At 34.9% G+C, this 20,793-nt stretch carries 18 protein-coding genes; 5 read left to right on the top strand and 13 right to left on the bottom strand.

The genetic code is table 11. The annotated features are described in order from the left end of the window. From ACTJFD_RS10775 to ACTJFD_RS10760, 4 genes are all read left to right on the top strand, one after another. Positions 1–1,398: amino acid ABC transporter substrate-binding protein/permease (locus tag ACTJFD_RS10775; protein ID WP_442261535.1), on the top strand; the 1,398-nt coding region annotated here is incomplete at its 5' end. Further along, the gene (locus tag ACTJFD_RS10770; protein ID WP_442261534.1) at positions 1,395–2,129 is read left to right on the top strand and encodes an amino acid ABC transporter ATP-binding protein; all 735 of its coding nucleotides are present in this window, start codon (positions 1,395–1,397) and stop codon (positions 2,127–2,129) included. The genes ACTJFD_RS10775 and ACTJFD_RS10770, both read left to right, overlap by 4 nt. Before the next feature lie 84 nt (positions 2,130–2,213). After that, entirely contained in the window at positions 2,214–3,482 is a 1,269-nt protein-coding gene (locus ACTJFD_RS10765; RefSeq protein WP_442261533.1) for a sodium/glutamate symporter, read from the top strand. Positions 3,483–3,567: 85 nt separating this feature from the next. Further along, positions 3,568–3,834 (top strand): hypothetical protein, encoded by a 267-nt coding sequence (locus ACTJFD_RS10760; protein WP_442261532.1) that lies wholly within the window; start codon positions 3,568–3,570, stop codon positions 3,832–3,834. A gap of 113 nt (positions 3,835–3,947) precedes the next feature. Here the strand turns inward: ACTJFD_RS10760 and ACTJFD_RS10755 are convergent, their stop codons facing one another. The 5 genes from ACTJFD_RS10755 to ACTJFD_RS10735 form a co-directional block, all read right to left on the bottom strand. Then, the gene (locus ACTJFD_RS10755) at positions 3,948–4,271 is read right to left on the bottom strand and encodes a hypothetical protein (RefSeq protein ID WP_442261531.1); all 324 of its coding nucleotides are present in this window, start codon (positions 4,269–4,271) and stop codon (positions 3,948–3,950) included. Between the two features lie 15 nt (positions 4,272–4,286). Continuing rightward, a complete protein-coding gene (locus tag ACTJFD_RS10750; RefSeq protein ID WP_442261530.1) occupies positions 4,287–6,068 on the bottom strand; it encodes an ABC transporter ATP-binding protein in 1,782 nt (593 codons plus the stop codon). After that, positions 6,068–7,822 carry an ABC transporter ATP-binding protein gene (locus ACTJFD_RS10745; RefSeq protein WP_442261529.1) on the bottom strand — a complete coding sequence of 585 codons (1,755 nt, stop codon included), beginning with the start codon at positions 7,820–7,822 and terminating at the stop codon, positions 6,068–6,070. The genes ACTJFD_RS10750 and ACTJFD_RS10745 overlap by 1 nt, the downstream gene beginning before the upstream one ends. A 97-nt stretch (positions 7,823–7,919) precedes the next feature. Then, positions 7,920–8,150 carry a YneF family protein gene (locus ACTJFD_RS10740; RefSeq protein ID WP_442261528.1) on the bottom strand — a complete coding sequence of 77 codons (231 nt, stop codon included), beginning with the start codon at positions 8,148–8,150 and terminating at the stop codon, positions 7,920–7,922. Between the two features lie 93 nt (positions 8,151–8,243). Then, positions 8,244–9,140, bottom strand: coding sequence for a deoxyribonuclease IV (locus ACTJFD_RS10735; protein ID WP_442261527.1), 897 nt, complete (start codon positions 9,138–9,140; stop codon positions 8,244–8,246). A 177-nt stretch (positions 9,141–9,317) separates the two neighbouring features. Here ACTJFD_RS10735 and ACTJFD_RS10730 point away from each other — a divergent pair, with 177 nt between their 5' ends. Further along, complete coding sequence (locus ACTJFD_RS10730) at positions 9,318–11,699, top strand: transglycosylase domain-containing protein (protein WP_442261526.1); 2,382 nt, start codon at positions 9,318–9,320, stop codon at positions 11,697–11,699. A gap of 61 nt (positions 11,700–11,760) precedes the next feature. On the opposite strand, the gene ACTJFD_RS10725 is transcribed toward ACTJFD_RS10730, so the two are convergent. From ACTJFD_RS10725 to add, 8 genes are all read right to left on the bottom strand, one after another. After that, on the bottom strand, positions 11,761–12,468 hold the full coding sequence (locus ACTJFD_RS10725) for a CPBP family intramembrane glutamic endopeptidase (RefSeq protein WP_442261525.1): 708 nt from the start codon (positions 12,466–12,468) through the stop codon (positions 11,761–11,763). A 107-nt stretch (positions 12,469–12,575) separates the two neighbouring features. Then, a complete protein-coding gene (nagB, locus tag ACTJFD_RS10720; RefSeq protein WP_442261524.1) occupies positions 12,576–13,286 on the bottom strand; it encodes a glucosamine-6-phosphate deaminase in 711 nt (236 codons plus the stop codon). 144 nt (positions 13,287–13,430) lie between these two features. Beyond that, the gene (gene glmS / locus ACTJFD_RS10715; protein WP_442261523.1) at positions 13,431–15,239 is read right to left on the bottom strand and encodes a glutamine--fructose-6-phosphate transaminase (isomerizing); all 1,809 of its coding nucleotides are present in this window, start codon (positions 15,237–15,239) and stop codon (positions 13,431–13,433) included. Between the two features lie 385 nt (positions 15,240–15,624). Then, positions 15,625–16,986 carry a phosphoglucosamine mutase gene (glmM, locus tag ACTJFD_RS10710; protein ID WP_442261522.1) on the bottom strand — a complete coding sequence of 454 codons (1,362 nt, stop codon included), beginning with the start codon at positions 16,984–16,986 and terminating at the stop codon, positions 15,625–15,627. A gap of 40 nt (positions 16,987–17,026) precedes the next feature. After that, a complete protein-coding gene (locus ACTJFD_RS10705; RefSeq protein ID WP_442261521.1) occupies positions 17,027–18,022 on the bottom strand; it encodes a CdaR family protein in 996 nt (331 codons plus the stop codon). Between the two features lie 3 nt (positions 18,023–18,025). Beyond that, the gene (cdaA, locus tag ACTJFD_RS10700) at positions 18,026–18,910 is read right to left on the bottom strand and encodes a diadenylate cyclase CdaA (protein ID WP_442261520.1); all 885 of its coding nucleotides are present in this window, start codon (positions 18,908–18,910) and stop codon (positions 18,026–18,028) included. 87 nt (positions 18,911–18,997) lie between these two features. Continuing rightward, positions 18,998–19,561, bottom strand: coding sequence for an elongation factor P (gene efp / locus ACTJFD_RS10695; RefSeq protein WP_442261519.1), 564 nt, complete (start codon positions 19,559–19,561; stop codon positions 18,998–19,000). A gap of 102 nt (positions 19,562–19,663) precedes the next feature. Further along, positions 19,664–20,668 carry an adenosine deaminase gene (add, locus tag ACTJFD_RS10690; protein WP_442261518.1) on the bottom strand — a complete coding sequence of 335 codons (1,005 nt, stop codon included), beginning with the start codon at positions 20,666–20,668 and terminating at the stop codon, positions 19,664–19,666. Between the last annotated feature and the right edge of the window lie 125 nt (positions 20,669–20,793).

Below are 20,793 nucleotides of genomic sequence, written 5' to 3'. Positions count from 1 at the left end.
TTTATTAAGTATAGACACCTTATCTTTTTTGTTCAACTAAGTGTAACCTATTCATCTTATGTAATTGCTAGCGACTCCCTTTTCGCACCCTTCGAATTTCAAAATGAAGAAGGTGACTACGAAGGAATTGATGTCACTTTAATGAAAAAAATTGCTGAACTTGAGAATTTTGAGGTATCTTTCAAGTTTATCGGTTTTAGTCCAGCCGTCCAAGCTGTAGAATCTGGGCAAGTCGATGGTATGATTGCCGGAATGACGATTACAGATGAACGAAAAGAGGCTTTTGATTTTTCATCTCCTTATTTTGATAGTGGTATTCAACTCGCAATTAATAAAGAAGATAATCGTATTAAGAGCTATGCTGATTTAAAAGATAAAAAAGTCGGTGCTAAAATCGGAACTTCTTCGGCAGACTTCTTAGAAGATCATAAAAAACAATACGGTTATACTATTAAATATTTAGATACTACAGATGCTCTCTACAGCGCTTTAAACATCAATGAAATCGATGCAATGATGGATGATTATCCTGTTATTGGTTATGGTGTCATGCAAAAACAACCTCTCGCAACACCTATCCCCGCTGAAAAAGGAGGACAATATGGTTTTGCCGTAAAAAAAGGGACTCATCCAGAATTGCTTGAAAAATTCAATCGTGGGCTTAAAACACTAAAAGAAACTGGTGAATATGATAAAATTTTAAACCAATATATCCAACCTCAAGCTAAAATTCAAAAGAAAAATGAAGCAACCTTAACTGGTTTGTTAAGCAATAACTGGCAACGTTTACTTAAAGGATTAGGAATGACGATCTTTTTAGCCTTTGTTTCTTTTATCTTAGCTACTATTCTCGGAATATTTTTTGGTCTAATGTCAGTGTCACCTAAAAAAGGATGGAGACTTATCGCTTCTTTCTATGTTGATATCATTCGAGGAATCCCGTTAATGGTACTTGCCTTTTTCATTTATTTTGGCTTGCCCGGTGTCCTTCATTTTAAAATCCCCGTACTCGTTGCTGGTATTTTAACTCTGACTTTAAATTCGAGCGCTTATATTTCTGAGATTATTCGAGGAGGTATCAACGCAGTCCCTATCGGTCAAACAGAAGCTTCTCGTAGTTTAGGCTTATCATATGGAAAAACAATGAAGAAAATCATTTTACCGCAAGCTTTTAAAATTATGATTCCTTCCTTTGTTAATCAATTTATTATTTCGTTAAAAGACACAACTATTCTTTCTGCCATTGGATTAATCGAACTTTTACAAGTTGGTAAAATGATTGTCGCTAGAAATCTACAAAGCACTTTAGTCTATTTCGTTATTGCTATGATGTACTTGATTTTAATTACTGCTCTCACGCAATTTGGTAAATGGATGGAAAGGAGACTCGAACGATGAGTGAAAAAATATTAGTCGAACATTTAGTCAAAAAATTCGGAACTCAAACCATTCTAAAGGATATTAATGTTTCTATAAAAAAAGGGGAAGTAGTCTGTATTATCGGTCCTTCTGGTTCTGGCAAAAGCACTTTTTTAAGATGTCTTAATCAATTAGAAACTACCACAGGTGGACATATTATTATTGATGGAACTGATTTAACCGACAAACAAACTGACATCAACTTAATCCGTCAAAGAATTGGTATGGTTTTTCAACATTTTAATTTATTCCCACATTTGTCTGTTATTGATAACATTACATTAGCTCCTATTAATTTAAAAATAGCAACTCCTGAAGAAGCAAAAATAACTGCCTTAAACTTACTAAAACAAGTTGGACTTTTTGAAAAGAAAGATACGTTTCCCGACTCTCTTTCTGGTGGTCAAAAACAAAGAATCGCTATCGCTAGAGCTTTAGCCATGCAACCTGATATCATGTTATTTGATGAACCGACTTCTGCACTCGATCCAGAGATGGTTGGTGATGTTTTAAATGTCATGAAAGACTTAGCTCATCAAGGAATGACTATGATTATCGTTACCCACGAAATGGGCTTCGCTAAGGAAGTAGCAGATCGCGTGATGTTCATTGATGATGGTGTTTTTCTTGAAGATGGCACACCAAAGGAAGTCTTCCAATCCCCTAAAAATGAAAGAACAAAAAACTTTTTAGAAAAAATAATATCGTAAAAAAACTTAAAATACCCCCTATTTTTATTCTATAATTATAACAAACGTGCTATCCTTGTGTTGTATAACACAAGGAGGGGTAATATGAAATTAGTAGTTATTGAAGGAGTTAAAACGTTACAACTTGATTTAACCACAACGGGCGCTTTAGCTCTGTTGTTACTGACCCTAGGCAATTTCATTCGCAAACGGCTACCTATTTTCCAAAGAATGACGATCCCTTCTTCTGTCATTGGCGGCTTCATCTGTGCTATAACAGTTTTGCTACTACGAACATCTAAACTACTCTACATTGACATGGATACAACACTTCAATTGCCTTTCATGCTTGCATTTTTTACTTGTGTTGGTTTTGGAGGAAGCTTTAAAATGTTAAAAGCAGGTGGACGCTTACTTGCCGTGTATCTCTTTTCTACATGGATTTTAGCCATTATTCAAAACTTAGTCGGTGCAGGTTTAGCTAAATCATTAGGAATTAACCCACTACTGGGGATTATGGCAGGCACAGTTTCCTTAGTTGGTGGCCATGGTAATGCTGCCGCTTTCGGACCAATTGCTGAAAGTGCTGGCGCTCAAGGTGCTAGTGCGGTCGCATTGGCTGCTGCTACCTATGGTTTGATTGTAGGAAGCCTACTTGGTGGACCGATTGGCGATTGGTTGCTTAAAAAAAATAAAGTAGAAGTTACTCCAGATGCTGAAAAAATTAACAATGTCGAATCTGAAACAGACAACACTCAAACAGAAGAAAAGATAACAAAGATTACTTCCACTAATTTTTTAGCTCATTTAACCATTGTTTTTGTGTTTATGGCAGGCGGAATTTTATTTTCGGAACTTATCGGATTATTACAAATTAAAAATTTCGCGATTCCAAACTATGTCGGTGCAATGTTTTTAGCTATCATTTTTAGAAATGTTAATGATAAAAACAAAATTTTTCATATGGAACAACCGATTGTTGATCTTATTCTCGATGTCGGTTTAGGAATGTTTTTAACCATGGCTATCATGACTCTAAAAATATGGGAATTGGCTGAACTTGCAGGACCTCTTATTATTATATTACTCGTTCAAACAGTCGTTCTGTTCATTTTTGTTATCCTATTTGTCTTTCCACTACTGAGAGGGAAAAAAGACTCCGAAAACGCTTACGATGCAGGAGTTCTTAGTGGAGGTTTTATGGGATGGGGGCTCGGAATCGCAGCCACAGCTGTCGTATGTATGTCAGCTATTGTTGAAAAATATAGAAAGGCTTCGCCTAAAGCTTTCTTAATAGCACCATTATGTGGAGCGGTTTTCGTCGATATTGTAGCTATCCCTACAATTATCTTCTTTATTGGTCTCTTTAGCTAAATAGAAACAAATCACGCGCAGAACGTCTCTTCGAGTCAACTAAGAGAGTTCTGCGCGGATTGTTTTTATTGAAGGAGTGAGAACAATGAACAAGAACATACAAATTATTATTTTCTTACACCTCCTTATTCTCGGTTACCCTTTCGCTGGTCATTATCTAACTTTTGAAAACACACACACCATTAGTAATTTAACCTTGACATTATCTGTTTTACTTGCAATCACAACATTTCTATTCACCTTGAATATAACTAAAAATGTTTCAGTTTTAAAAAAAGTAATTATTTTACCTGTTTCTTTTGTTTTTTGTTTTCTAATTCCTCTCTATTTACTTAACAGCTTAATGTTCTAACTTGGTTAATCCATAAAAAATGACTGACTTAAAAATAAAAACGTGTAAAATCAATCGATTAAACCATTGATTTTACACGTTTTTTTATTATGTAAAGATTTTAAAACATAAAATTACTTTTGATTTTGTACACATTCAAATTTCTTTATTAATTTTTCCAATTCTAACTCTAATATCAATTGCGTTTCTTCATCGTAAAGCACATGTCGAGTTGGCTGAACACCCAAATCAAATAACTGTAACGGCACAAGCGTGTCAGCTTTCACTTCAACAGTGATCTGTGGATGAACACATGAAGCTCCACAACTATCTGTCACTAAAAACGCTAACTCATAAATTGATTCTGTTTTTTGGCGTATTCTATAATAACCATCTTGAATGTATTGCTTTTCAGCTGTAAAACTAGAAAGCAAGTTCGTCAATCGTTTTTTTTCCATCCGCTTCATCCTTTTTTAGATTTGATTTTTTTGCAAACGATACATGTCATAGTAACGACCTCCAGAAGCAATTAACTCATCATGGTCCCCACGTTCGACAATTCGACCTCGCTCCAACACTAAAATTAAATTTGCATCTTTAATGGTTGATAAACGATGCGCTATTGCAATCGTTGTCCGGCCTGAACGCATCCGTTTCAACCCTTCTTGGATTAAAGTTTCAGTTTCAGTATCAATGTTTGCCGTTGCTTCATCTAAAACTAATATTTTAGGATTAGTAACAATTGTTCGAGCAAATGAAATTAATTGCCGTTGACCACTTGATAAACTCGAGCCACCTTCCAAAACTCTGGCTTGATACCCTCCCGGCAAGGTATTAATAAAAGTATCCGCTTGGACAAATTTAGCTGCGTCAATCACTTCTTCATCTGTAATTGTTTCGTTCCTCAAACGAATATTACTTGCAATATCACCATAGAACATAAAAGCATCCTGAAGAACTAATCCAATTTTTTTACGCAATTCCTCAATAGAATAATCTCTAATATCCACATCATCAATCAAAATTTGACCACGGCCAAATTCATAGAAACGCATGAGAACATTAATAATCGAACTTTTGCCACTTCCTGTCTGTCCTACCAAAGCAACTGTTTCACCTGGTTGTGCGATAAAGCTAATATTTTTAAGAACATCTGTTTTACCATCATAAGAAAAACTAACTTCCCGGAATTCAATCTTTGCATCCGTCATAGTAGCATTCGCATTTTCATTTTGCTGCGGTGTTTCTTCTGGATGATCTAAAATTGTAATAATTCGGCTGCCTGCAACTAAACCATCCTGAAAAACACTTAAAAAATCCATCATATTCGTCATCGGATTAAAAAATTGTTGGACGTAAGAGATAAATGCATAGATTAGTCCCACCTCAACGGGTGAATCGAGTGCTATGATTCCAAAATATGATAAGACAATAGCAGATGCTAAAGCAAATAACAAATTAATGATTGGGGCTAAAAGTAGTGAATTAGTTTTAATCATTGCATAACGAGATTCTAAATATTTTGAGTTACTTTCCTCAAACTCTTCTTCTAATCTCTTTTCTTGCCTGAAGTATTGAACAACTGCCATCCCAGAAATCGATTCATTTAATTTAGTATTTAACTGACTTAAACGTTCACGCATTCCACGATAAATTTGAGAGCTATATTTTTGATAATACCAGATAATCACTAAGAGAAAAGGAAAGAATAAGGCAATAATTAACGTAAGCTTCACGTTAATCGTTGCCATTGCAACAAATGAAGCTAACACTCCAAAACCTGCAGTAATAATCGAAAGAAAAACTAACCAAAATTCAAACAAGGTCTCAGTATCATTCGTCACACGAGAAACAATAGAACCAGCAGGGGTTTGGTCAAAGTAACGCATCCCTAATTCCTGCAATTTTTTAAATAATTTGACACGAATGGATTGATAAGTATTTAAAGAGCCTCGATAATATAAAAACCACTGGCCAAACCATACAATCGCTTTGAATAGAACTCCTATTCCATATAATAAAGCAAAATAAAGAATCGTTTTAGTTGTTGCTTCGTGACTCGTTAAATGCTCATCCATAAAAACTTGCAAAACTTTTGGCAATAAGATATTGATCACTGCTAATAAAATTGCAAATGCAATCGCACTAAAAAAATATCGCTTAAATGGTTTCGCAAAAGTAAACATACGTTGAACTATTGCCCGCTGTTCTTGACGAGTAAACGATTTTTTCCATATCGATGTTGATTCTTTCATTACTCTTCCCCCCCCGCTGTGACTTTATCCTCAAGTTGTTGATACTCATACATTTTTTGATACCAACCACCTAACGCTAGCAACTCTTGATGAGTTCCTCTTTCAATCACTTGACCTTCGTCAATTACTAATATCTCTTGTGCATCTTTTACACTACTCAAGCGGTGCGTACTAATAATCGTTGTCTTCTCTTGACGATTCGTTCTTAGGTTACTTAAAATACGTTCCTCTGTTTTAGCATCAACCGCCGATAAGGCATCATCTAAAATTAATAATTCTGGTTCGACAAGCAAAGCACGAGCGATTGATATTCGCTGTTTTTGTCCTCCTGAAAGAGAAACACCGCGTTCACCAACTAATGTATCATATCCTTCAGTAAAACTTAAAATATCTTCATGAATATCTGCTTCTTTAGCAATTTTTTCAACTAGTTCTTGATTCGCTTTTGGTTTAGCAAAGCGAATATTATCCCTAACGGTCATCGAAAATAAAAAATGATCTTGCGGGACATAACCAATGGATTGCAGTAATGCATCTAATGTGTATTCTTGTAAACGATATTTCCCAAAATTAATCGTTCCTTGATATTGATCGTACTCACGTAATAGTAATTTTAAAATACTCGTTTTTCCCGCTCCAGTTTTCCCAACTATCCCTAGTGTTTTTCCTTTTTCTAAAGTAAAATCAATTTTTTGAAGTGATGGCTCTACATCTCCTGGATAAGTAAAAGATTCGATTCGATAAACCAAATCACCTTCTGCCAATGTATTAATTCCAGTTTGGTCTTCAATAATACTTGATTTTTCTTGAAGTAGTTCTTGTACACGGTCATAACTCGCATTTCCCCGTTGCAAAACATTAAAGAAACGACCAATCGCAAACATTGGCCAAACCAACATTCCAATATAGCTAAAGAAAGAAATAAGTTGTCCAATTGAGATGGTTTGATTAACCACAAAATGACCACCCACAATAATGGATAAAACATAAGAAATCCCAATCACCAAGGTAATCAGCGGATCAAACAGAGCATCTAAAAAGTTAACTCGATTATTTTTTTCAATTGAATAATTCACATGTTCTTCAAAATCTAAAATTTCCTCTTTTTCTTGACCAAAAGTTTTAATTACTTTAATGCCTGTAATTGTTTCTTGCGTCTTGTCGTTTAATTTAGAGAATGCTGCTTGTGATTCTCGGAATGCGTCATGTAACTTATCACCTAACTTGCTTGAAATAAGTGCTAATAAAGGAAATGGGATTAACGCAATTAACGTTAAACGCCAATCAACAAAAATAATCATCGCCACTATCGTAATAGCCCCTGTGATAAACGCATCTGCAAACGTCAAAATCCCCGCTCCAGCGACGTTTTGAATCGCATTGAGATCGTTTGTTGCGTGAGCCATCAAATCTCCTGTTCGATACTTCTGATAGAAAACTTGATCCATTTTAGTAAATTGATGAAATAGACGCTGTCTCATTATTTTTTCTAATCTCGCTGCGCCACCCCAAATATTAGTTCTCCAAATATATCTTAACAAGTAGACAACCAATGCAGAGAGAACTAATAAACCAATCCAAATAACAAGCGAGCGACTCGTCAACGTATGATTCGCGATATGGTCAACAACAATCCCCGTCACACGAGGAGGTAATAATTGAATAATAGCCACTAAAATTAATGATCCGACACCAATAAAATACGTTTTTTTCTCTTGTTTAAAAAACCAGCTTAATTTTTTAAAAACACCCATTTCTTCACTCCTTTATAAATAATAAAATAAAAAACGGATGCGAAAAAACGCACCCGTTTCAATCTACGATTAGTTTTCATCAAATAAAACTCAGAACCTATTTTTTCTTTTTAGAATTTTGAGCTTTCATATTTTGCATCATTTGACGAACTTTCTTTTCTGATGGTTTTTGTCCCATTTGTGCCATCATCATTCGTAACATATCCTCATTAACGGGAGGATTTTTTTCTAATTGATCTTGAAAAGCCTTCTTCGCAAGAAAGAATCCACCAACTGCTCCTAAAAGCAAAGCAATCACGATTAATAAAATAGCTAATCCTGTATTCATTTATTTGACACTCCTTTCCTCCAGTTAATTTCATTCAACACTACATATTGTACTAAAATTCACGCGGAAAGAAAAGGTAGAATTGACTTTTTATTACGAATTTTGCACATCTTCCAGTAAGTTAGGATTAAACGTTCCCTTTCTTAACATCTCAATTTCAAAAGCATAAGGCGCCTTTGCAGTTTTCTTATCTTCCCCTACAAAAGGCGTTTCTAATATTTTAGGTAATTCGACCAATTGTGGATGATGAGCCACATAATTTAAAGCATCGAAGCCAATGGTACCAAATCCAATGTTAGCATGACGGTCTTTATGCGACCCTTGACTATTTTTCGAATCATTTAAGTGGACAACTTTTAAGCGGTCTAACCCAATAATTCGATCAAATTCTTCCAAGACTCCGTCAAAATCTTCACGAACATTATAACCAGCATCGTTAATATGACAAGTATCTAAGGTCACTGATAACTTTTCATTATGCGTGACACCTTCTATTATTTTAGCTAACTCTTCAAAATTCCGACCAATTTCAGTCCCTTTACCTGCCATAGTTTCTAGCGCAATCTGAGGAATCTGATCTTGACGCAAAACCTCATTAAGCCCTTTAATAATTTGATTAATGCCTGCTTCTGAACCTTCACCAACATGTGCACCTGGATGAAGAGTAATTTGTGTCGCTCCAATTGCTTCCACACGTTCAATTTCTTGTCGAAGAAAATCAATCGCAAAACCAAAATTTTGCGGTTTAATTGTATTGCCTAAATTAATAATGTAAGGCGCATGAACAACTATTTTATTTAAATCAATAGAAGACTCCGTCATTAGTAGATGACCAGCTTCTATATTTAGTTCCTCGACTGGTTTACGCCGCGTATTTTGTGGCGCTCCTGTATAAATCATAAACGTGTTTGCTTGATATTCACGAGCGAGTTCTACAGAACCAACCAACATTTTTTTACCATTCATACTTACATGTGACCCAATTATCATATTGCTTACTCTCCCCTAATTGATATTATCTTATCTATCATATCGTTTACAACAAAAAGTCACAAGTTTCATGCCTTTATTTAGCATTATAATAAATTAACAAAAGGTTCACTAGGCACACTCCTACTAAAATGCTATAATTGTTTATATTTATTCTATATTCTAAGAGGTGATATTTTGTTTAAAAATAGAGATGACATCCAGAAGTACAAAGACAAATTGTCTTCTCTCTCGTTTCCTATCAACGTTACCTACCGAGTAGGTCGCTCCATCTTCATTTTTATGTTATTTGGCATTTTAGCAGCTTGTGTCCTAGGACTTGGTGTTGGGGTTGGTTATTTTTCTTCACTTGTTGCTCCCCTTGAAGTCCCTAGTAAATCAACGTTAGAAGATAAAATCTATGACATCGAACGTCAGTCAAAAATGAATTATGATGACGGTGAATTAATTTCTGTGATTAAATCCGATTTAATTCGAACGCCGATTGATGAAAAAGAAATTTCACCACTCGTCAAAAAAGCCTTGATTTCAACTGAAGATGAGCATTTCTATGAGCATAACGGAATTGTCCCTAAAGCGATTGCTCGGGCCACTATTTCAGATGTTACTGGGCTCGGAAGCGGCTCCGGTGGTTCTACGATTACACAACAATTAATCAAACAACAGCTTTTAACCAATGAAACATCGTACAGTCGAAAGGCTTCCGAAATGTTACTTGCTTTACGAACAGAAAAGTATTTTTCAAAAACAGAAATTTTAAATGCTTATCTCAATGTCTCTCCTTTTGGCCGAAATAACAAGGGAGAAAATATCGCGGGAATTCAAGAAGCCGCTACAGGTATTTTTGGGCTAAATGCTAAAGATGTCAATTTGCCTCAGGCTGCCTTTTTAGCTGGATTACCCCAAAGCCCCATCGAATATTCTCCATATAACAACGATGGGTCTCTGAAAAAAGATTCTAACTCTGGTTTACAGAGAAAAGATAATGTTCTCTTTAATATGTATCGCGAAAAACAAATCTCAAAAAAAGAATATGATGAAGCATTAAAATATGATTTAGCTAAAGATTTTTTAAAGTCAGAAAAAAGTTCAAGTGCTGAAAATAGCTATCTCTATCATTATATTTATGACGAAGCAGCTAAGATTATGATGATTCCTTTATATGAAGCAGATGGCGTTACTGAAAAACAAATCGAAGAATCTGATGAACTGAGTACCCATTATTTCGATTTAGCCAAACGAGAACTCAGACAAAATGGATACACTGTTGATACAACTATTAATAAAACTATTCATCAAGCAATGGAAGAATCTGTTAATCAATTTGGTTATGTTCTCAACGATGGGCGAAACAAGTTGTTAGAAACAGGTAGCATCCTAATGGACAACCGAAGCGGAAAGATTTTTGGCTTTATTGGTGGACGTGATTATCAACAAAATCAAAATAATCACGCTTTTCAAACCTATCGTTCACCTGGTTCAACTATGAAACCAATTCTAGCTTATGCTCCTGCGATTGATCAAGGTCTGATTGGTTCTGAAAGTAAATTAGCTGACTTTCCTATGAATTATCGTGATGGAAATCAGCCCATTAAAAATTATTCTGATTTTGGTTCAAATACCTTTAAATCCGTTAGAGAATCTCTAAAATGGTCCTTAAATATTCCAGTCGTTAATTTATACAATGATTTATTAAATACTATGAATCCAAAAGATTATTTTGATAAAATGGAAATCGGTTTAAAACCAGAAGAATATGGATTTGAATCTATCGCGCTTGGTGGAACAAATGACGGCATTTCTGTTTATGAAGAAACGGCTGCCTATGCTACTCTTGCCAATAAAGGTTCCTATAATCGAGGATATGCTATCAGTAAAATAACTGATAAATCTGGAAAAGTCGTTTACGAACACCAAAGCAAGCCCGTTCAAGTCTTCAAACCTGCGACAGCGTCAATTATGAACGATATGATGCGCGATGTCGTCAACTCAGGAACAGGGAAACCTGCTCGTGATGCCCTTAGCGGTTCCACTCTTCAACAAGCAGATTGGGTCGGAAAAACGGGAACTTCTGAAAATCAAAAAGATTATTGGTTTACTGCCTCAACCCCAGCAATTACGATGAGCAGCTGGATTGGCTACGACGATAATACTTTAATGTATGATACTTGGAACAAACAAAACATGGTTTTCTGGGCTTATATGACCAATTATGTTTATCAACGAAGTCCTGAAATTTTTGGCGTTCAAGAAAAATTTAACCTGGAACCTAGTGTAAAAAAAGTAAAAGTTTCTGAATTTACGGGGCAAAAAGAAGGTCCTGTTAAAATTGAAAATGGGGGAACGGTTAATCTTCGTGGTACAAAAACAATCACGAATCTTTATTCGGGCGATTTCGCGAAAGATAGTACTTTCCGTTTCGGAATCGGAGGGACTGATAGCCAGTATCAAAGTGTTTGGAAAAACTATCGCCCTACAATAGCACCAACTAAACCCAGAACGACTGAGAATAATAAAGAGAAAAACAAACCTAAAAATTCTAAAAAAGAAGAGGATTAATAAAAAAACTTCCAAAAGTTAATTTTTGGAAGTTTTTTATTATGATTTAAATAAATTAACATTAAGAATTAAAGTACATAAATAACATGGCGATCGCAGGTATTGAATTATTGATAAAGTGAAAGAGCATTGAATCACCTAAGCTATTACGTAATTGATAAACAAGATACATTATTAGTCCCAAAATAAAATACATTAAGAATGAAATAATATTAACACTGGTGTGACCACTAGAAAAAATGAGCGAAGTAACAATTGCTAAGACCCATTTTGGGACTTTTCCTTCAAAAATAACCGTTGGTAAACCTCTGAAAATAATCTCCTCAAAAATAGGTGCACCAATAGCAATACAAATAGTCATTGCTAAAACAGTAAATAGTGGTTGACTAGGACCAAATAATTGTTCAATTGCGGCTTGATTAGCCGTCGAGCTGTCACCATAGATAAGTGAAATTAACATTGAACCTACCGCTGTAATAGTTAACCCTAGAATGTAGAATAAAAAAATGACTAAAAAATCAATGATTTTTATTTTCTTCATCTTTGTTGGAGATTTCTTTTTAAAAAGACGTATACAAAACCAGGCAATTAAAAGAAAGAGCACGAGCCAACTTGCTCCTAAAATAATTTGAACCCATAACGGACGACCTTTAGTTAATGATCCCAGCAATACTGCTAATGTCATCGGGACTTGCGTTAAAAGAAAGAGCAATATCAATAAAATAATATTTTTAATAAAAAACCAAATCTTTGAAAATAAATTGTACATCATCTTCTCCTTTATTAAACTAATTAGTTTATTACATTTTAACAGATTTCGTTAAAAAAACAAAAAAAGCTTATTCTTAACTTTGAAAGAATAAACTTTTAGAAAAGTTATTTTGTTAATAAGCTTGCTGCAGCTTCATCAATAACTAATGTAACGTCTGAGTGTGTTTGAAGAATACTCGCTGGCACCTCTTCAGTCACTTCACCTTCAACTGTCTCTAAAATCGCTTGCGCTTTTTTTTGTCCATATGCTAACAAAATAATTTTTTTGCTCGCCATAATCGATTTAATTCCCATTGAGATGGCTTGAGTTGGAACATCTTCTATTTTTTCAAAATTACGACTATTCGCTTGTATCGTTGAGTCTGTTAAATCAACAACTGCTGTTTTCCCTTCAAATGAAGCACCAGGCTCATTAAAACCAATATGACCATTTTCACCAATGCCAAGAATTTGAAAATCTATCGGATGATCTTGAATAATTTTATCATATCGAGAACATTCTTCTTCTAAATCTTTTGCTAAACCGTTTGGTAAGAAATTTTGTTTAAATGGTTTAGCTTCAAATAGATGCTCTTTCATGAAATGATGATAACTTTGAGGATGTTCTGCACTTAACCCGATATATTCATCCAAATTAACCGAATTTATCTGACTAAAATCTAATGAACTATTGACTAATTCTTGATACAACGTGACAGGTGTGCTCCCAGTTGCTAAGCCGAATGTTTTAAGTTTCCCTACATCAACCTCTTGTTCAACCAATTTAAAAGCTTCTTTTCCACCTACATTTTGATCCTTCACAATAATAATTTTCATGTCGATTCTCCGTTCTTTTGGTATAGTCCAATTATAAAACTATCCTTTGTTTTTTTCAAGTTTATTTTCTTTTTTATGACAAAAGTTTTTTTATTATCTGTTAAAAAAGAGCTTCAGGTGAGGACCCTCAGACTCTTTTTATTTCTATTCTACTGTTACACTTTTAGCTAAATTTCTTGGTTTATCAACGTCTAAACCTCTTGATAAACTAGCATAATAAGCTATTAATTGTAACGGAACAACACTCACAAGTGGCGTTACTAATTCATGTAAAGTTGGTAAAATTAATTGATCTTGCTCTTCCTGCAAACCTTCCATTGAGATCACAAATGTTTTAGCTCCGCGACTCTCAACTTCTTTAATGTTTCCACGAGTATGACTCGCCGTTTTGGAACCAGTAATTACTGCGAGAACAGGCGTCCCTTTCTCTACAAGGGCAATAGTTCCATGCTTAAGTTCGCCAGCAGCGAAACCTTCTGTTTGAATGTATGATATCTCTTTTAATTTTAACGCACCTTCTAACGAAACTGCATAATCCAAGCCACGCCCAATATAAAAGGCATTGCGACTGTCACTCAAGAATTCTTCACTCAGCTCTGCTAACTGTCCTTTTTCAGAAACCAAGGTATCCATTGCACTTGCAACTAAACCTAATTCATGCGCAACATTGAATATCTTAGCATTTTCGTTAGCAACAGCTTCACCCAATGCTTTGGCCAGATAAAGTAAAACAGCAATTTGAGACGTGTAAGCCTTTGTAGAAGCAACTGCAATCTCAGGTCCTGCATATAATAATAATGTATCATTCGCTTCTCGTGATAAGGTTGAACCTTTAACGTTCGTTATCGTTAACGACGGTAACCCTAGCTCATTTACTTTTACCAATACTTGACGACTATCTGCCGTTTCTCCACTTTGACTAATAAAAATAAAATAAGGTTTTTTAGATAAAACAGGCATATCATAACCTATTTCACTTGCTAAGTGAACTTCAACAGGAACATTGGCTAATTTTTCAAGCATCGTTTTACCAACTAACCCTGCGTGCCAGCTAGTTCCACACGCAACAATATAGAGACGATCACTCTGAGCCAATTTTTCAATTAAATTCGAATCAATATTAACTGCACCTTTTTCTGTTGAATATTGAGCAATAATTTTACGCATGACTGAGGGCTGTTCATCAATTTCTTTCAACATATAGTGTGGATATAACCCTTTTTCAGTATCATCCACATCTAACTCCGCAATATAAAAATCTCTGACTTGTTCTTCATTTTTATTATTTAAAATGGTTAACGTATCTGCTGTTAAAACAATACGTTCGCCATCCATAATTTCCACAAAACGATCGGTTTCACTAATCATAGCCATCGCATCGCTACCGACAAAATGACATTTTTCGCCTAAGCCTATCAATAGCGGACTTTTATTCTTAGCTAAATATAATGTATCAGGTTGTTCTAAATCAATTAAAGCAAAAGCATACGAGCCTTCTGTGACCTTTAACATACTACTAAATGCTTCAAACCCCGACTGACCCTGACGCGCAAAATAATCAATCACTTCAACTATTACCTCAGTATCTGTTTCTCCTGATAAAGTAATCTCTTGTAAATAATCTTTTTTTAACGTCACAAAGTTTTCAATAACGCCATTGTGTACTAAACCAAAACGACCACTTTGTGATAAATGGGGATGCGCATTCGTTTCGTTGGGTTCACCATGCGTCGCCCAACGCGTGTGTCCGATTCCTGTTCCAACATGTCCCTCATTAATAATGAGTTGCTTTAGTTCAGCAACACGCCCTGCTGTTTTCTTTAAATAAAACTCGTCTCCCTCCGCAACCATAATTCCTGCTGAGTCATAACCGCGGTATTCTAATTTCTCAAGACCTTGTAATATAATTTCCTTTGTTCTTTGACTTCCGACTACTCCGACAATTCCGCACATGTAAAACTCCAACTTTCTTCAATAGATTGTTTCTATTTCTACTGCATAATCAAAGCTTTGTCATCGTTGTTACCAACTAATTTTGTCTTTGACTTAAAGAGTACAGTCCCCTCGAGATCACCCGCCGAATTTTCGATTAATCTCTTCCTCGTCACCTAAATATTAGGTCTGGCGCTTTTAAAATTGGTATAGATACCATCATATTGGTATAGCCATAGAAACAAGAACATATTACTATTTATAAACAAGCATGTCAACTGTTTATTAAAATAAAAAATAAATGGTCTATCTTAAAACAAGACCAAACCACTTTAAAAAAGCAACAAAAAGGTCGTTTATCAAGTTATTTTAATAAACTTAATAAACGACCTTTTCCTTATTTTAATTAATCATCTAATCCAATTTCAACTTTTACTACCGCCGCAATTTTATCAACGTAATAATTTACTTTTTCAATTGTCGGCGCTTCAGCCATCACACGTAATAATGGCTCTGTACCTGAAGGACGAACTAAAACGCGACCATCTCCAGCCATTTCTGCTTCAACTTCTTCAATAATCGCTTGAATATTTGGTACATCCATCGCTCCATACTTATTATTCACTCGAATATTAACTAATTTTTGTGGATATTCTTCAATTTCTGCTGCTAATTCAGATAACGTTTTACCAGTATGTTTCATCACTTGCATTAATTGAATACCGGATAACAAACCATCACCCGTTGTATTATAATCTAGGAAGATAATATGACCTGACTGTTCTCCACCCAAATTGTAACCTGATTTTTTCATCTCTTCAACAACATAACGATCACCAACTTGAGTCGCTATTGTTTTCATATCTGCTAAATTAACAGCCTTATGAAAACCTAAATTACTCATTACTGTTGCAACAACCGTATTTTTATTTAGTTTGTTCATTTCTTTTAAATATTTACCACAAATATATAAAATTTTATCGCCATCTACAATCTGGCCTTTTTCATCGACTGCAATCACTCGATCACCATCGCCATCAAAAGCTAAACCTAAACTCGCTTTTTTTTCTAAAACAAAAGCAGCTAAAGCATCAGGATGTGTCGAGCCAACACCAGCATTAATATTTATGCCGTTTGGCTTTACTCCCATTGTGAAAAAATCGGTTTCTAAATCGGCAAATAACAAGTTTACAATTGGAGATGTCGCACCATTCGCACCATCAAGGCAAACTGAAAGACCCGATAAATCTCCTTCAATTGTTCCCTTTAAAAACTCAACATATTTCTGAATTCCCTCAGGATACTCATCTAATATCCCTAACCCTTCTGCTGAAGGTCGTGGTAATGTATCTTCTGCCGCATCTAGTAAGTCTTCAATCTCATATTCTTCATCATCCGCTAGTTTAAATCCATCTGGTCCAAAAAATTTAATTCCGTTATCTTCTGCTGGATTGTGTGATGCTGAAATCATAACTCCTGCCGCTGCTTTTTGAGTTCGCGTTAAATAGGCAACTCCAGGGGTCGAAATCACACCCAATTGTAAAACTTCAATACCAACAGAAATCAAGCCTGAGATTAGGGCTTGTTCTAATAATTGACCAGAAATACGAGTATCTCTCCCAACAAGGACTTGAGGCTTTTGTTCGCCTTTTTGATGATGTTGGCAAAGAACATATCCCCCACATCTCCCTATTTTAAAAGCTAATTCAGGTGTTAGTTCTTTATTGGCTACTCCTCTAACCCCGTCTGTTCCAAAATATTTTCCCATCGTTTTATTCTCCTAGTTCTTTAAGTATTAAGCAATACTCTTATTTTTTATCAACTGACGATTTTGTTTCCTTCGTACTTTTTGATGCTTCATATTGCGGAATGACCGTCACAAAGACGGAATCCGGTTCAGCCTTTAAGTTCTTAGGTAATACAACTAAATAAGAACTGCTAGTGGTCTCTCTAATATTACTTGTATCAATTTTTAAATCGACTGAATTGATTTCATCAATTGTCTCTTTAGGTCCCATAATTGAGATTTCATCATGCTTCAACGAAAAAGTATAATTTTTTATTCCTTGCGGGATCACACCTGATTGAACAGGATTAATCTTAATTTTCTTCGAAGGTACATTTAATTTTATTTCAACACGAACATTTTCTGGATTAATCTGAACATCTAAGGGTTCACCTTTTTTATTGATTGCATAAAGTTTAACTCGTTCTGAAAAATCACTAGTCACATTTGTTTTATCACTAACTCCAGCAATGACGCGATCAACCTCGTTTAACATCTCTGCTCCTGCTGCAAGTTCAACAACGGCTGGCTCAACTGAAGCTTCTGACATTTCATACCCTTCAGCAAAAATTTTACTATCGACTGCCGGTTCAACTTTAAAAGTATTCTTTTTCTTTTTCTCAATCGTCACATGAATTTTATCAGGTGAAATTTTAGTATTAATACCACTCAACTTACCAGAGATTTCAAGCGGAACTTCATAAGTTCCTTCTTTATAATTAGTTAAATCCATAACAACTGAAAAACTTCGCGTTTCAGCATTGGACTCTTTATCTAATAATATCTTATTGGCACTCTTGAGCTCAACATTAACTGATTGCTGATAACCAGAGACAAAATATTTTTCTTGATTATAAGTAATATTTACTGGAACATTTTCAGCTGTCGCTTCTAATTCTCTAACTTTATTAATCCCATTTTCTTCTTTATAAGGTGCATTTGCATTAAAAAAAAGTAATAAAGCAAAAAATAAGGATAAAATTTTTAAAAACCAAGGTAATCGTTCTTTTTTATCCATTATTTATGCTCCTCCTTTTGGACTATTCTTCATTGCATCTAAAAGTTGTTGCAAAGCATTTTTTTTATCTTCTATTTTTGGTACCACTAGTTCTTCATTTAAAACAGCTAAATAACGTTCTCGTGGAATATGCGGTAAAAAATTATCTCGTAATGCTAAACTAACGCCACCTGTTTCTTCAGAAACAACAATCGTAACAGCATCACTCATTTCACTTAAACCAATGGCCGCTCGATGACGAGTTCCAAATTCTTTAGGTATTTTACTACTCTCAGTTAATGGTAGATAAGAGCATGCCGAAGCAATTTTTTTATCTTTTATAATAACGGCACCATCATGTAATGGTGTATTCGGAATAAAAATATTAATTAATAATTGATTACTAATATTGGCATCTAATGAAATACCAGTATCAATATATTCTTTTAACGATTCTTTTTTCTCAATACAAATTAATGCGCCAATTTTTCGTTTTGACATATATTGAATAGCTTCATCAAGATCATCAATTAATTTTTCTTGATAATTAACTGTTTTGGAACTGGTTCTAAGCATCGATCCTCGTCCGAGATGTTCCAAACCTCTTCTAACTTCCGGTTGGAAAATTACAATCGCTGCGATTGCCCCATAGGTAATGACTTGACTCATCAACCAAGAGACAGTATTCAATCCAATAAAATCACTTACTATTCGAATCACAATAATGATTGCGATTCCTTTAAATACCTGAATAGCCTTCGTACTGTTTAACAATGAGAGAAGTTTGTAAATAACGTACCACACTACTAAAATATCTAGCAAATGAATCAAGGTACTCACAGTAAATAAACTATCCATCAAATATTCCCAAGTACTTAGTTTAAACAGGTTGAAAAAATTACTAATCATCACACAGCCCCCTAAATAAACTAAAACTTCAGCTATTATGGCTAAAAAAACAAAGTCACCGTTAACCCTCGTGACTTTGTCTCGCCATTAGTTTTTTGCACGCTTGAGATAAGCACCTTCCGACGTGTTAATTTCTAATTTTTCACCTACTTCAATAAAATCTGGAACACTAACAACTAAGCCTGTTTCCATTGTTGCAGGTTTACCAGAACCGGTAACAGTAGCTCCTTTAATCGATGGTTGCGTCTCAGTAACTTCTAAAATAACTGATGTCGGTAAACTAACTCCTACTACTTCATCGCCGTAGAATTGGATCTTAACTTCCATATTATCTAATAAAAATTTCAATTCTTCCTCAATCACTTCAACAGGAATTTCATATTGCTCGTATGTTTCAAGATCCATAAAATTCGCTACACCTTCTTGATTATACAAGAATTGAACTGCCTTAGTATCAATATGAGCTTTTTTAACTTTTTCATCTGGTCTCATTGTTGTATCCGTTGTTGAACCAGAACGAACGTCACGCAATTTCATACGCATTACTGTATTGCCTTTACCTGGTTTATGGTGACTAGCTTCTAATACTTTAATTAGTTTGCCATCTTTTTCAAACGTCATGCCTGCTCTTAAATCTACTGCTGATATCATTATTTAATCTTCCTTTCATAACAAATACGCTTTTATTGTACCATAAAATCCATGAGACAATCCAAAAAATCAAATCTTTTTTTACAACTTTTTTTTCGTTATTTAAATCGACACTAAATAAGCTTCTCTAAAGAGTTGACTTAAGTTGTTTTTTACTTCTCCGGTTGTAAATGCTCCAGATAGACCATTTAAATTTAATTGCAGCATTTCTTCTAACGTTAGCGAAAAACGATTGATTATTTCTTCATACTCTTTGGTCAACGTTGTATTAGAGACTGTTCGATTATCTGTATTTATACAGCATTTAACCCCTTTTTCTAAAAATAAGCGTAGAGGATAACTTTCCCAATTTGCAACAGCTCCGGTTTGAATATTACTGGTTGGACACAATTCAAAAAGCGCTTGAGAAGCGATACATGAGGTCAATACTTCCTCATCTTTACTGATTGCGATACCATGACCTATCCTGGTAGCTCCTACGTCAAGCGCCTCTAGAACATTGTGAGCACAACCACACTCACCCGCATGTAACGTCAAAGGATAGCCTGATATTTGTACATCTTTTAACCAATTTTTAAATTCAGTAACTGGAAAATTCGCCTCATCTCCTGCCATATCAAAACCAACAATTGAAGACTGTTGAAGTTCTTTTACACAGTTTAAAACCTCTTTGTTCTGTTGAAAACTATGATGCTTCATTCCACAAATTAATAAATTAACAATCATTCCAAATTCTTTTTCTGCCTCTTCTGCACCTGCTACAACCGCATTAATTATCTCTGGAAGAGACAGCTCACCATGAAGATGTAATCTCGGTGCAAAGCGAATTTCCAAATATTTAACAGAATCCTCATGTGCTTGACGGGCGACATCATAAGTCGCTCGTTTCAGCGCTGACACTTCTTGTAGTAACGGTAAAATGATATCAAAACTTTTTAAATAGTCCGCTAGACTAATATCTGTCTTTATTACAGCTATCTCTTCCAACTTCAGGTCGGTTCTTTTTTGTTCTTGCGCCAATTTTTTCAATAATTCTAAACTGACCGAGCCATCCAAATGACAGTGAAGCTCTACTTTAGGTAATGATTGAACCCTTCTTTTTTCCAATCTCTTTCCTCCTAATATAATTTCATACTATTATACATGAAAAACAAAAAAAGAAAACGGTTTACTTAACAAAAAAGAACGATTATAATTCAAGCTCAAAGTCGAATAGTTCTAGTATCTAAAAG

Source organism: Vagococcus sp., from assembly GCF_052102835.1.
In the GTDB taxonomy this organism is placed as follows: domain Bacteria; phylum Bacillota; class Bacilli; order Lactobacillales; family Vagococcaceae; genus Vagococcus.
The sequence above is the reverse complement of the archived record's forward strand: the minus strand, read 5'-3'. Positions and strand labels throughout refer to the sequence as shown.